Origin of the sequence: Nonomuraea marmarensis, assembly GCF_043197025.1 — a bacterium.
GTDB classification, from domain to species: Bacteria; Actinomycetota; Actinomycetes; order Streptosporangiales; family Streptosporangiaceae; genus Nonomuraea; species Nonomuraea marmarensis.
The window spans coordinates 303,499-316,394 of record NZ_JBICRM010000006.1 but is presented as its reverse complement, the minus strand read 5'-3'; the positions used below and the strand labels follow the sequence as shown (position 1 = coordinate 316,394).

Sequence of the window (12,896 nt, the reverse complement as noted above, 5' to 3'; positions counted from 1 at the left end):
ATGGACATACGCGGAGACGACAACTCCTACGACGAGGAAGAGGAGGAGCTGTCGATCGAGACTCCCGAGGCCGACGCCGCCGAGCAGCATCGCGAGATGCTCCTGAACTCTGGCGAGCCGCGCCGCGAGCTGCCGCTCGACGTCGACCCCGGAGACGCGGCCGAGCAGGACCGCGTGGTGGAGATGGACGACGAGGACTATCGCTGAGGCGCTTCGATGGCGATGACCTGTGCGGAGGCGGCTCAATCGTGATGAGTGTCGCTGAGGGGGTCGCCTACCCGCACGTAGGATGTCCGGACAGCCCGCTGAGAGACCTATGGAGACCCGCGTGACCGCAACCCCGGATGCCAAGCCCCGGGGCACCCGGCTGCCCCGACTCGCCCGCCGCCGGCAGCTGCTGACCGCCGCGCAGGAAGTGTTCGTGGAAAACGGCTATCACGCGGCCGCCATGGACGAGATCGCCGACCGGGCCGGGGTCAGCAAGCCGGTGCTCTACCAGCACTTCCCCGGCAAGCTCGAGCTCTACCTGGCGCTGCTCGACCTGCACGTCGACGACATGGTCAACCGCTGCCGGGAGGCGCTCGACTCCACCCACGAGAACAAACTGCGCGTGCAGGCCACGTTCAGCGCGTTCTTCGACTTCGTCTCCACGCAGGGCGAGGCCTTCCGGCTGGTCTTCGAGTCCGACCTGCGTAACGTCGCGCCGGTGCGGCAGCTGGTGGAGCGCTCACTGCGCGAGTGCGCGGAGATGGTCAGCGCGGTCATCCAGGAGGACACCGGGTGCACCAGCGACGAGGCGCACCTGCTCGGCGTCGGCCTGGTCGGCATGGCGGAGGTTAGCGCCCGCTACTGGGTCACCGCACACGGCTCGATCCCGAAGGACGCGGCCGAGCAACTCATGGCACGACTCGCCTGGCGCGGCATCAGCGGTTTTCCGCGTACGGCATAACCCGTTCGCTCGGCGCGATCAATCGCCCTTTCACGGGTAAGAGCGGCCACGATGGGAGTGGGCCAGCCCGTCGACTAAGGAGCCACGATGGAAATCAAGATCGGCGTACGCTCCGTACACCGCGAACTCGTTGTTGAGACCGACCTCTCCGCTGAGCAGGTCGAAGAGGAGATCAGAAACGCGTTGTCGGCCGATCGTGGCGGGGTGTTCGCCATCACCGACGTGAAGGGCAGGCGGGTCGTGGTGCCGCTGGCCTCGCTCGGGTTCGTCGAGATCGGCGAGGACGAGTCCAGGCCGGTCGGCTTCGGCGGCACGCTCTAAGGGCTCGAAGCGGGGGTACGGGCTCGTGCGCCGTACCCCTACGCGAGCACGTCCACGCGCAGCGGGCCGGGTCGAGCTTACGAACGTGCGCGGTCGCTGCCTACCATCGCGGGATCAGTCTCGGGACTGCGGCTTTCCGATCTGGCAGCCCGGAGGTCGTCGGTGCCGGGGGACGTCATCCCGCTTCAGCTCGGTGGTCGGACAGCCCACGCTCTGCCTTCGCAGCACGGCGCGCGAAGTCCAGCGATTCGGCCCACATCTTGTCAAGGAACTGCCGTAGCGGCGCGAGGCCCTCATGTTGGCACGGTACAGCCGTTTCGTGCCCTCGCGCCGCTCGATGAGCAGACCCACCTCTTTCAGCCCGCGTCAGATGCCCATGGCGGCCATGCGCTTGCCGTGCGCCTCCGTCAATCTCGCGAAAAGTCGGGAAATGTCGGTGGCGCCCTCACCCGCGGACTCCACCAGCAGGAGCGCCAACTCCGGCCGGGCCGAGGCCACCTGCTGGCCCTGGCTGAGCGCCTCGCCGACTAGCCGCCGCGCCCACAGCGCCAGCCGCCCGCCGGCCACCGGATCGGCCGCGATCCCCGCCCTCACGTGCTCGACCGCGAACTGCGAACGCCCCTCGTCCACCAGCACCTCGTCCACCAGGTCGGCGATCGATGGATCGAGGTGCCTGGCCGCCTCGCGGTAGAAGTCGAGCGCGATGCCGTCCCCGACGTACGTCTTGACCAGCGCCTGCAGCCAGTCGGCCGGCCTGGTCTGGGCGTGCCAGGCGTCGAGCGCCGCGACGAACGGCGACATCGCCTCGTCAGGATCGGCCCCGAACTCGGTCAGCCGGTCGCGCAGCAGGCGGAAGTGGGCGTACTCGGTCACGGCCAGCTCGCTCAGCGCCGCCCGGTCGGCCAGCGAGGGCGCCAGTGTCGTGGCATCCTCGGTCATCCGCGCATAGGCGCTGAGCTCCGCGTAGGCCAGCACACCGAGCAGATCGACGACTCCTGGAGACTCCTTCATGAAAGGCAGCGTACTTCGCGGAATCTTCGGGAACATACGCAAGCTCGGCCAGCGTTGTGGTATCGAGTACACTGCTCTGTGAAAGTGCGACCGCACTGTGTTAATTCGGGGTATTCCCCCGATTACCCCCCGAATCCCCGGGTGCGCGGTCGCTGATGACGCGAGAGGGCTGGCTCTACCGCGAGGACCCACGTACGGGGGCTGTTTTCGGCCCGTCGGTCCCGGCAGGCCCGCCTTCATTTGAGACTGAGGCAGGCCACGCTGACGACTTTCCGAGACCTCGGAGTCACACCAGAGATCGCCGATGCCCTCGAGACCGAGGGTATCGTCACACCGTTTCCCATCCAGGAAATGGCCCTCCCGCTCGCCCTGAGCGGCCAGGACCTCATCGGTCAGGCACGCACGGGCACGGGCAAGACCTACGCGTTCGGCATCGCCATGCTGCAGAGCATCGGCAAGCCGCGCAAAAACCGCAAGAAGCCCCGCGGGCTGGTCGTCGTACCGACCCGCGAGCTGGCCGTACAGGTCAGCGAGGACCTCGTGACCGCCGCGGGCAAGCTCGGATCCCGAGTTCTGACCGTCTACGGCGGCCGGGCGTACGAGCCGCAGATCGAGGCGCTCAAGGCCGGGGTCGACGTCATCGTCGGCACCCCCGGCCGCCTGCTCGACCTGGTCAAGCAGAAGCACCTCGACCTGAGCCAGGTCACCACCCTCGTGCTCGACGAGGCCGACCGGATGCTCGACCTGGGCTTCCTGCCCGACATCGAACGAATCTTCAAGCTGATCCCCGCGGAGCGGCAGACGATGTTGTTCTCGGCCACCATGCCGGGCGAGATCGTCGCGTTGTCCCGCAAATACCTCAACCGCCCGACGCACGTACGCGCCGAGCACGAGAGCGGCGAGGGCGAGATCCCGCCACTGACGCGCCAGCTCGTCTGGCGCGTGCACCGCATGGACAAGATCGAGATCGTCGGGCGGATGCTGCAGGCCGACGGCCGCGGGCTCACCATGGTCTTCTGCGAGACCAAGCGGGCCTGCGACATGGTCGCCGAGCAGCTCGAGACCCGCGGCTTCGCGGTCGCGGCCGTGCACGGCGACCTCGGCCAGGGCCAGCGCGAGCAGGCGCTGCGCGCGTTCCGCAACGGCAAGATCGACGTGCTGGTGGCCACCGATGTGGCGGCCCGCGGCATCGACATCGACGACGTCACCCACGTGGTCAACTACGACTGCCCCACCGACGACAAGACCTACGTGCACCGCATCGGCCGCACCGGCCGGGCCGGGCGCACGGGCATCGCGGTCACGTTCGTGGAGTGGGAGGAGCTGACCCGCTGGAAGATGATCAACCAGATGCTCGGGCTCGACTTCGCCGAGCCGGAGGAGACCTACTCCACCTCGCCGCACGTCTACACCGAGCTGAACATCCCCGAGGGCACCAAGGGCGTCCTGCCCCAAGCCAACCGCTCGCGGGCGGGGCTGTCGGCGGAGCGCATCGAGGACCTCGGAGAGACCGGCAGGATCCGCGGGCGTGGCGGCCGACGCCGTGACGAGCGCGAAGGACGCCGAGACGAGCGCCAAGAGCGCCCTGCCCGTACGCCGCGCCAGCGCCGCCGCACCCGTGGCGGCAGAGAACTGGCGGAGACCGCACCCGTCGAGACGCCGGAGGTCGAGCTCGTGGACACCAAGGTGGAGGAGACTCCCGCGATCTTCTCAACGGACGAGATCCAGGCCACGGAAGGAGACAGGCGCACCCGCACTCGCAGGGGCGCCGCTTCCTCGGCCATCGAGCAGGCGCTCTCCGACGCCCCTGAGGCACCGGTCAAGAGCACCCGCTCCCGCAAGGCCGCCACGGATGCTCCGGGCGCGGTCGCGGAGGCCGACGGGCCGGTGAAGACCACGCGCTCGCGCCGGGTCGCCGCCAAGCCCGCTGCCGTCGCCGAGTCCGTGACCGTCGTGGAGCCCGCGCCCGTCGTGGAGTCCGCGCCTGTCGCGGAGTCCAGGGCTGCCGTGAAGTCCGCGCCTGTCGCGGAGCCGGAGCGCCCGGCCGTCGCGGCTGTGCCCGTGGCGGAGCCTGAGCCGAGTTTCCTCGCGACGCCGCCGCCACCGGTGCGCAAGGAGCCGGAGCGGATCATCCCCGCGAGTCCGTTCTCGGTGATCTTCCAGTCGCCCGACCTGGCCACGGATGACGACGACATCGCGCCGTCCGCCGCCACCGAGCGCAAGCAGCAGCGCCGCCAGCCCCGCGGTGGGGGCGGCAACCGCCGCCGCGCGGGCTGAGGCACGGCAATGAGGCGCGCATCCGAGCAGGGTGCGCGCCTTATTGGCAGGTCAGCCAGGTGGCCGAGTCAGGCGCATGACCCGGCCGGATCTCGAGGTCACTCATTGCTCACAACTCCTCAGAACTCGCACCAGCGTAATGGCCATGCCGGTGTCGAGGCGCTGACCTCTGGGTATTGTTGCCCCACGTGAGTACGCCGCGATTCCTCGATCTGCCTCCTGGCGTTGCACCACGAAAGATCGAAACGCCACAGGGCACGTTCGCGGTCCTGGAGGCGCTTCCGGTCAGTGGTGTGGTTGAGCGCTGGCCCGCACTCCTCGTCCCCGGCCTGACAGGCAGCAAGGAAGACTTCATCGCGGTGCTGATGACCCTGGCCCAGTCGGGGCGCCGGGTGGTGGCCATCGACCTGCGCGGCCAGTACGAGACGCCGGGCCCCAACGACCCCGACGCCTACACCTGCTCCGCGCTCGGCGCGGACGTCGATCTGCTCGCCCAGGTCATCGGCGGCGGCGACGCCATGCACCTGGTGGGCCACTCGTTCGGCGGCCTCGTGGCCAGGGAGGCGGCGATCGACGGGCGGACGAAGTTCGCGTCGTTCACGCTGATGAGCTCCGGGCCGGCGGCCATCGAGGGCAGGCGGGCGATCAACGGCAGGAAGATCATGGAAGAGGTGCCCACGCTGGGTCTTGAGCACGTGTGGCATCACAAGTTCGAGCCGGAGGCGCTGGCCGGCGACGTGTCCGACGAGATCCTGGCCTTCCTGCGCAGGCGCCTGCTCACCAACTCCCCGACCGGCCTGGCGTGCATGGCCAAGCAGGTGCTGACCATGCACGACCGTACCGACGAGCTGCGCCAGATCGAGGTGCCCACACTGGTGCTGTACGGCGAGCACGACGACGGCTGGCCGCCCGAGGTGCAGTCGGAGATGGCGGCCCGGCTGGGCGCCGACTGCGTGGTCGTGCCCGGCGCGGCGCACTCCCCCGCCGTCGAGGCGCCGGAGACGACCGCCGCGGCGCTGGTCAGGTTCTGGAACGCGGCCGAGAAAGCACTACTTGGACACGCGGTCTAATCCCGTGTAATCATCTGTTTACTATGGCGAGCATCGAAGAGATCGTCGTCCAGCCGCCGCAGAGCGCGACCTGGCAGGTGCACCTCGACCGCTCGATGTGGGTGGGCGGCGTACGCGGCCTGATGTTGCAGGCGCTGCACCCGCTGGCCATGCTCGGCGTCTGGCAGAACTCCAACTTCCAGGAGGACCCGTTCGGGCGGCTGCGCAGGACGGCGGACTTCGTGGGGCGGGTGACGTTCGGCAGCCCCCAGGAGGCCGACGAGATCGGCCGGCGGGTGCGGGGCATCCACAAGGCGTTGCGCATCCACGATCCCGAGACCGGCAGGACGCACCGCGTCGACGATCCCGAGCTGCTGTTGTGGGTGCACTGCGCGGAGATCTCGTCGTACCTGGAGGTGGCCAGGCGCGGCGGGCTCGGACTCACCGAGCGCCAGGCCGACCGCTACCTCTACGAGCAGCGCAAGAGCGCCACGTACGTCGGCCTGCACCTCGACGACGTGCCCGGCTCGTGCGCGGAGATGGACGCCTACTTCAAGCACATGCGGCCCGGCCTGCGCGTGACCGAGGAGGCGGCCGCGACGGTGCGGTTCCTGATGTGGCCGCGGCTGCCGCAGGAGTTGCGGCTGCTGTCGCCGGGCAAGCCCGCCTACTTCCCGTTCGGCGCGCTCTGCTACTACACGCTGCCCGTCTGGGCCAGGCGGATGTACGGCGCGCTGCCCGAGGTGCCCAGGGCGACGGTCACGGCGGCGCTGAAGGCGTTCAGGCTGGGCCTGAACTCGCTGCCCGAGCCGGTGCACGACCACGCGTTCATGCCGGCCACGAGGGACATGTTGCGGGCCTCCAGGGAGCGCCTGGCCGCGGCGGGCTACGACGTGAGCAAAGGGCTCAAGGGCCTGACCGATCCCCGCCGCTGGCCGCCGGCGCTGGCCGCCTGATCGGCAGGAGCACGCCGGCCACCAGCACGACCGCCGACACGCCCGCCATGATCCACCCGCTGCTCCCAGGCCTGACCCGTCGAACAGCACGCCGAGCAGGGATGACGCGGCCGCGGCGCCCACGTACCTGGATGATTGGAAGCCGGCCGCCAGCCAGGTCACGGCGGCGATCCCGGGAAAACTACGCAACTCCCACCAAAGGGCTTATTCCGCGAGGCCGTCCCAGGGGCGGCGCTCGGGGCCGGCCGCCTGGCCCTCGGCGCAGTGGCGGCGGAAGTCGCACCAGGAGCAGATGGGGCCGGGGTTGGGCGCGAACAGCTCGTCGATCTCGGCCGGCACCACCGCGGGCCCGGCCGACGGCCGGTCGCCGGAAACGCCCGGTGAGCCGGAAGCTCGACCTGGTCTGGACGGGCCGCTCGCCGACCCGGACGAGCGCGGCGCGGCGCCGGAAGCGCGGCCCCGGTCGGCGGGCGGCGCGCCGACGAGCTCCCGGTAACGCTCGTCCCCCGTCGCCGCCTCGGTCGCGATCTCCTCCGCCCGCCGCAGGTGGCGGCCCAGGGACTCGTCGGTGTGCCGCCACTCGACGATCTCGCCGGTGGGCAGGTGGTGCAGCTCGACCGTGCGGCACGGCGTGCGCATCATCGTGGAGGCGGCGATGGCGTACGCGGCCAGGGCGAGCGACGAGCGGGCGTCGTCCTGGGTGAGCGGCCGGCGACCGGTCTTGTAGTCGACCACGACCAGCTCGTCCCCGCGCCGGTCGAGCCGGTCGATACGACCCGACAGGGCGATGACCTTGGTACGGGTGGCCACGGTGCGCTCGACGCCGACCGGATCATCAGCCGGATCTAATGTCGCGACATATCCGGACACGAGGTCGCGGGCGCGGCCCAGCCACCGCCCCGACTGCTCGTCGTCCCTGAACCCCTCGGTGATCCACCCGTTCGTGACCAGGATGGACGCCGTCAGCGGGGTGCGCCGCTCGTACGGCTCCCGCCACCAGCCCGCCAGCGCGTTGTGCACGCTCGCGCCGACGCTGTTGTGCGCCCAGGCCGGCCCTTTGGACGGCTGCGGCCGGTCCAGATAGGTGAACCGGTAGCGGCGGCGGCAGTCGAGCCAGGCGTTCAACCGCGACGGCGTACACGAATAGAGCCGCCGCGGCATCCCTTCCAGCGGAAGCTGCCCCTGCACTGCGCTCATTTGGGCTCCCGCCGCTCCTCCAGGCGACGGCACTCCCTCACCTGCACCTAGTCGTCGCCCGGGCTGAGCTTGATCCCGGAGATCCTGGTGCCGTCGCTCAGTGGGCCGTCGTCCTCGCCGTCGGTGTCGACGCGGGTCAGCGAGCCGGACACCCAGTCGTCGAAGTGCGGCTCCAGGTCGCCGATCGTGACCTCGTCGCCGTGGACGGCCAGCACCCGCGTGTCACCGGGCAGCGTGAACAGCCGCCCGCCGATCGCGGTCAGCTGGTCGGCCAGGCCGGGATATTCGCCGGCGAGCTTGCCCGGGCCGTCGGCCTGCAGGGTCTTGCCGGTGAACACGGCTCCGAGCGCCTCGCAGTAGAGCGACACGCCGCCGGGCGTGATGCCGGGCGTCTCCATGACATCGAGTTGCACGTCGGCCACCTCGAAGATGCCGTCGTCCTCCATGTCGATGTCGGGCCAGGTCTCCGACCAGGTCTCCCGCCACAGCGGCTTGTCCTTGGGATGCAGGGCCACCACGGCCTCGTCCCTGCTGGCCACCTCGATGGCGGCGCCGACGTGGTCGGGCAGGCCCGCCGTACAGATGACGGCAAGCACCTCCCGCTCGCCCACCTGCTCCAGGATCTTGTCGGCGTCACGCGACGCGTCGATGACGATCACTTCGTCGTCGTCGCCAACGATCCAGGTGTTGTTCTCGACCTTGTATTCGGTGCCGTCGATGTCGACGACGCCCTCGGTCACCACTCGTTCGATACGCGCTGTCACGCTTCCGAACTCTAGTCCTTCTGTATGAGACCGCGAATCGCTAATCCTCGAGCCTGGGCGAGAACGCGCCGAACGGCACGTCCAGCTCGTGATCCCGGGCGTCGCGCAGCGACAGCTCGGCGAGCGCGATCATGCAGCCCGCGTCGGCCGGCCAGGCGATGGCCCACAGCCAGTTGCCGAGCGCCTCACCGGCGTAGACGGCCCGGTCGTCGACGCCGTCCACGCACCACAGCGCGGTGGGATGCCCGAGCACCTCGATCTTGGCGTTCGGCGGCCCGGAGTCGAACCCCTCGCCGGGATCAGGCCCATCCAGCCCCGCGAACGCCGCGCCGATCCCGATGCCCGGCTCCTCCGCGATGATGATCAGATCGGCGGGCCCCTCCACCAGCGACGGCCCGGTCAGCGCGACCAGGCTGGCACGGGCCCCGGTGCGCTGGTCACCCACCTCGCCGAAACCGGTCACCAGCCAGCCCGGCGGCAACGGCCATGGCAGCCACACGGGCACCACGGAGCTCTTGCGCATCGCCTCCAGCGCCATGCTGGTCGGCGGGTGCGGAGGCAGATAGGGCAGGACATCACCGTGCGTGTCACATCGAAACGCACTCGACCACACACTCGGCCCGTGAAGCGGGCCAAAACACCGTGGGCAGGTTGGAGCCGCTCTCACAGCTACCCACGGTGCTTCCTCCGGCGGCGTTGCGTCAAGGCCACTTCCCGTTATCTCGTCGTAATCTTGGTCATGTGCGCGTAAATTGTGTCGGCGCGATCATTTTCGACGCCTCTAACCGGCTCCTGCTGATCAAACGGGGCCACCCGCCCGGCATGGGCCTGTGGTCCATTCCCGGCGGCCGGCTGGAGCCCGGCGAGACGGACGCCGCCGGGGTGCGGCGCGAGGTCCTGGAGGAGACCGGGCTGCACGTGGAGGTGGGCCGCCTGGCCGGCACGGTGGACCGCCCGGGTCCCGGCGGGGTCACGTACGTGATCCGCGACTACCTGGCCCGCGTCACCGCAGGAGTGCCCGAGGCCGGGGACGACGCCGCCGACGTGCGGTGGTGCGGCATGGACGAGCTGGTACGCCTCCCGCTCTCCGAAGGGCTGCTGGAGTCCCTGACGGACTGGGGAGTGTTGCCCAGTGGGGTTTCGCGGCGCCGCCCGCCCGGCCTCAGTTGATGCGGCGCCGCTCGCCCCACGTGCCGGCTCCTATCTGTTCGAGGTGAGGCTGGAGGTCCACAGGATCAGGTGGTCGGCGTTGTACGTCGTGGAGCGGCCGAGCGCCACGACCTCCGAGCCCGACACGGCCACCGCCGTCAACGACTGCATCCCCTGGCCCGCCAGCCGGTCCTTCGTCAGGGCCATCCGGTTCCACGACAACCCGTCCTGCGAGGTCCAGGCCGCGCTGTCGCCCTCACCGGGTACGCCGTGCCAGCCGACGGCCACCAGCCCCTCCTCCGCCGCGGCCAGGTCGTACACCGCCGCCGCCTGGTCCGCGGGCAACCAGGCCGTCTGCCACGTGGTGCCGTCGTCGTCCGAGACGGCCGCGAAGGCGCGCCGGGCGCCTCCTGCCAGGGCGGTGCCGATGGCCACCAGCTTGTCCTGGTAAGTCGTGACCCGGCGCAGCCCGGCCGAGGTGGCGTCCGGTGGGGCCACGCGCTTGCGGGAGCTCCAGTTCACGCCGTCGTCCGAGTGCCAGACCACGCTGCTCTCCTGGTCGGCCGGGCCCGAGCCGCCCACCGCCACGTACCCGTCGCCGCTGGCGATCGCGTCGTAGATCCGCACCCCTGAGCCGCCCTGCGGCAGCTTCGCCGACCTGGTGAACTTGCGCAGGTCAGGCGTGAACCACATGGCGGCGCTCGCCGAGCCCGACTGATCCCTGGACTCGCCCGCCAGGACGTAGCCCGGCTTGCCGGCCGTGACCACGCGGGTCTCCAGGGCGGTGTGGTCGGCGTCGCGGGCGAGGTCGCCGGTGACGTTCACCTTCTTCCAGCTCTCGCCGTCGTCGGAGGTGACGAGGAGGGGGTCGGTGACGCCCACGTTCGTCTCGGTGCCTCCGACGGCCAGCCAGCCGCGGCTGCCGTGCGTCACGTCCTCCAGCGTCTGCCTGCCCGGGCCGCCGAGGCTCATGGACTTCCAGCTCTGCCAGTTCCTGATCGTCCACAGGCCCGCGTCGCCCGAGGCCGAGCCGACGGCGACGTACCTGCCGCCGAAGCCGGCCAGCGCGGTGGTCTCGCGCGCCACCCGCGTCAGGCCCTCGACCTGGGCGAGCTGGACGCGTGAGGCGGCGCCGCGCCGTGGCGCGGTCATGAGCACGAGCTGGTTGTCGACGTCGGAGGCCGCCTGGTCGCCGCCGGCGAACAGGGTGCCGCCGTCGGAGATCGTGAACCCGCGCAGCGTCGCGCCCTGCAGGTTGCCCAGGTCGGCCCGCTTGGCCCAGCCGCGCCCGTCCGTGGTGGTCAGCACCGCGTACTTGCCGAGGCCCGCCTGCGTGATCGCCGCGACGCCCGACGGGTAGGAGATGAGCGACTCCACGCCGGGGCTCTCGCCGCTCAGGCCGCCGATGGTGCCGCACTGCGCCCACTGCGCGCCGGTCGGCGAGCAGTAGACGCGTACGTCGCCCGCGACCGTACGCTGCCGCGTCGGCACCAGGACGAACCGCTTGGGCAGCACCGCCACCGTCCCGGTGCGCGGCATGGCCTCGGGGAGCTGGAAGCCGGTCGCCTGCCAGTTACGCCCGCCGTCAGCCGAGCGCAGCACCCGCGAACCCTCGCCTTCCGCGGGTTGCCCGATGGCCACCACGGTGTCACCCTTGGCGACCACCGCCATGATCTCCCGTACTTCCAGCCCCCTGGTCTCGACCCGCTCCCAGGTCCTGCCGTCGCCGGAGCGCCAGGCCGCCGGGCCCGACCCGCCGTCGTCTCCCGTCGTACGTCCCACGGCGACGAATCCGGAGGCCGTCCTGGCGATGTCGTGAATCTGGTCACCCGCCCTGAACGCGGCCAGCCCCGACTCCGCCACGGCCGTCCAGCTGAACCCGTCGGTGCTGGTCCACAGGCCGCGCTCGCCGGACAGGACGTCATCGCCGCTGGCCAGCCAGCGGCCCGCGCCGCCGACCACCCGCTGGACCGTGGGCGTGGAGGCGCCGCTCACCTGGCCGAGCTGCCAGTTCTTGCCTCCGTCCGGCGAGAACAGGAAGAGCGGGCGCGGGGTCGGGCTCGTCGTGTCGCTGCCGACCGCCACCACCGCGCGGCCCACCGAGGTCATGTCGTTGAGCTTCTGGTTGGTGCCGTCGCCCGCGGCGGGAACGGTGAACAGCTCGTCTCCGGAACGTCCGGTGCCCGCCTCCAGGCGCAGGCCGGGCGCCTCGTCGCCGCTCCACTGCCAGACGATCACGCCGGCGGTCACCAGGAGCGCCACGGCCAGCGTGACGGCGACCGGGACCGCCCTGTTGCCGCGGCGCACGGGGCTGGACCTGCGTACGGCGGCTGGGGCCGGGCCTCTGTGGTGCCTGCCGCTGGACCCCTGCGGGCGCGGCTGGCCCGTGGCGACCAGCAGATCCGGCCTCGTGGGCCGCCCGGCCGGCGGCCTGCCGACCCGCCGCACCGCGGGCACGTCCTCCCCGGAAGGCTCTTCGTCCTGCTGCTGTGGGGGCTCCTCCTGCTGCTCCTCGAAGGACTCCTCCCGCCGCTCGGGCGCGTCGCCCCACCGCTCGAGCTCGTCGCGCGGCTCGGGCTCGTCTTGCTGCTCGGGCGCTTCCTCTCGCGGCCGGTCGGCGCCGATGCGGGCCTCGGCGGGGAACGCGAGGTGGTAGGGGGCCGTGCGGGCATCCCGCTGGGGTGGGGCGGGCCGCTCCTCGGGTGCCGGTTCCTGCGAGGACGCCGTCTCCGCCTCCAGCCGAGCCGCCTCGGGCTCGGGCCGGGACTCGGGCTCGGGGCGGGGTGAGCCGGCGACCAGCTTGTCGGGATGGTTGACGATGCGGCGGGGCCGGCGGCGCGGCTCGGCCTCGGGTTCCGCCGTCGGCGAGCTGTACGGCCGGCGCCCCTTGGGCAGCTCCGGCGGCTCGTCCTCCGGGATCGGAGCGGAGAACGGCGGCATGCCCCAGGGCGAGGTCAGCGGTAAGCCCCTGGCCCGGTCATCGGTGGGACCGGGCGGGGAATGGCTGATCCTGGGCTCTTCAGCGGAATGTGGTTCCGACGCGCCCTCAGGACGCGGGTCGTCGTCACCCGGCGGTCGCTGTGGCGGTTCGCTGGGGCCGGAGGCCACGCGCCGTACCTCCTACTGGTCGCACTAGTCGTACAGGTGGAACTCGGACGCTGGTCCGTTCCACAGGATCCAGACCAGCATGACTCAGCCGGAATAGCGAGACCTCTCTAGCGAG

At 71.0% G+C, this 12,896-nt stretch carries 12 protein-coding genes; 7 read left to right on the top strand and 5 right to left on the bottom strand.

The window, feature by feature from the left end; genetic code table 11:
* The 3 genes from ACFLIM_RS12705 to ACFLIM_RS12695 all read left to right on the top strand — a co-directional run bounded on the left by ACFLIM_RS12705 (position 1) and on the right by ACFLIM_RS12695 (position 1,270).
* Complete coding sequence (locus tag ACFLIM_RS12705) at positions 1 to 207, top strand: hypothetical protein (RefSeq protein ID WP_393164720.1); 207 nt, start codon at positions 1 to 3, stop codon at positions 205 to 207.
* Positions 208 to 328: 121 nt separating this feature from the next.
* Positions 329 to 949 carry a TetR/AcrR family transcriptional regulator gene (locus ACFLIM_RS12700; protein ID WP_393164718.1) on the top strand — a complete coding sequence of 207 codons (621 nt, stop codon included), beginning with the start codon at positions 329 to 331 and terminating at the stop codon, positions 947 to 949.
* An 87-nt stretch (positions 950 to 1,036) separates the two neighbouring features.
* The gene (locus ACFLIM_RS12695) at positions 1,037 to 1,270 is read left to right on the top strand and encodes a DUF3107 domain-containing protein (protein WP_393164717.1); all 234 of its coding nucleotides are present in this window, start codon (positions 1,037 to 1,039) and stop codon (positions 1,268 to 1,270) included.
* 366 nt (positions 1,271 to 1,636) lie between these two features.
* Here ACFLIM_RS12695 and ACFLIM_RS12690 read toward each other — a convergent pair whose 3' ends face one another.
* Positions 1,637 to 2,281 carry a ferritin-like fold-containing protein gene (locus ACFLIM_RS12690; protein ID WP_393164715.1) on the bottom strand — a complete coding sequence of 215 codons (645 nt, stop codon included), beginning with the start codon at positions 2,279 to 2,281 and terminating at the stop codon, positions 1,637 to 1,639.
* 351 nt (positions 2,282 to 2,632) lie between these two features.
* Between ACFLIM_RS12690 and ACFLIM_RS12685 the strand changes: the two genes are divergently transcribed.
* The 3 genes from ACFLIM_RS12685 to ACFLIM_RS12675 all read left to right on the top strand — a co-directional run bounded on the left by ACFLIM_RS12685 (position 2,633) and on the right by ACFLIM_RS12675 (position 6,563).
* On the top strand, positions 2,633 to 4,558 hold the full coding sequence (locus tag ACFLIM_RS12685) for a DEAD/DEAH box helicase (RefSeq protein ID WP_393164713.1): 1,926 nt from the start codon (positions 2,633 to 2,635) through the stop codon (positions 4,556 to 4,558).
* A gap of 188 nt (positions 4,559 to 4,746) precedes the next feature.
* Positions 4,747 to 5,628, top strand: coding sequence for an alpha/beta fold hydrolase (locus ACFLIM_RS12680; protein WP_393164711.1), 882 nt, complete (start codon positions 4,747 to 4,749; stop codon positions 5,626 to 5,628).
* Positions 5,629 to 5,651: 23 nt separating this feature from the next.
* Entirely contained in the window at positions 5,652 to 6,563 is a 912-nt protein-coding gene (locus ACFLIM_RS12675; RefSeq protein ID WP_393164709.1) for an oxygenase MpaB family protein, read from the top strand.
* Between the two features lie 204 nt (positions 6,564 to 6,767).
* Here ACFLIM_RS12675 and ACFLIM_RS12670 read toward each other — a convergent pair whose 3' ends face one another.
* Genes ACFLIM_RS12670 through ACFLIM_RS12660 form a run of 3 tightly spaced genes read right to left on the bottom strand, consistent with a single transcriptional unit; the run spans position 6,768 to position 9,191 of the window.
* A complete protein-coding gene (locus ACFLIM_RS12670; RefSeq protein ID WP_393164708.1) occupies positions 6,768 to 7,760 on the bottom strand; it encodes a RecB family exonuclease in 993 nt (330 codons plus the stop codon).
* 47 nt (positions 7,761 to 7,807) lie between these two features.
* Positions 7,808 to 8,524 (bottom strand): MBL fold metallo-hydrolase, encoded by a 717-nt coding sequence (locus tag ACFLIM_RS12665; RefSeq protein WP_393164707.1) that lies wholly within the window; start codon positions 8,522 to 8,524, stop codon positions 7,808 to 7,810.
* 40 nt (positions 8,525 to 8,564) lie between these two features.
* A complete protein-coding gene (locus ACFLIM_RS12660; RefSeq protein WP_393164706.1) occupies positions 8,565 to 9,191 on the bottom strand; it encodes a DUF6758 family protein in 627 nt (208 codons plus the stop codon).
* 74 nt (positions 9,192 to 9,265) lie between these two features.
* Between ACFLIM_RS12660 and ACFLIM_RS12655 the strand changes: the two genes are divergently transcribed.
* Positions 9,266 to 9,694, top strand: a complete 429-nt coding sequence (locus tag ACFLIM_RS12655) for an NUDIX hydrolase (RefSeq protein ID WP_393164705.1) — start codon at positions 9,266 to 9,268, stop codon at positions 9,692 to 9,694.
* A 30-nt stretch (positions 9,695 to 9,724) separates the two neighbouring features.
* Here ACFLIM_RS12655 and ACFLIM_RS12650 read toward each other — a convergent pair whose 3' ends face one another.
* Complete coding sequence (locus ACFLIM_RS12650; RefSeq protein ID WP_393164704.1) at positions 9,725 to 12,613, bottom strand: WD40/YVTN/BNR-like repeat-containing protein; 2,889 nt, start codon at positions 12,611 to 12,613, stop codon at positions 9,725 to 9,727.
* Positions 12,614 to 12,896: the final 283 nt, after the last annotated feature.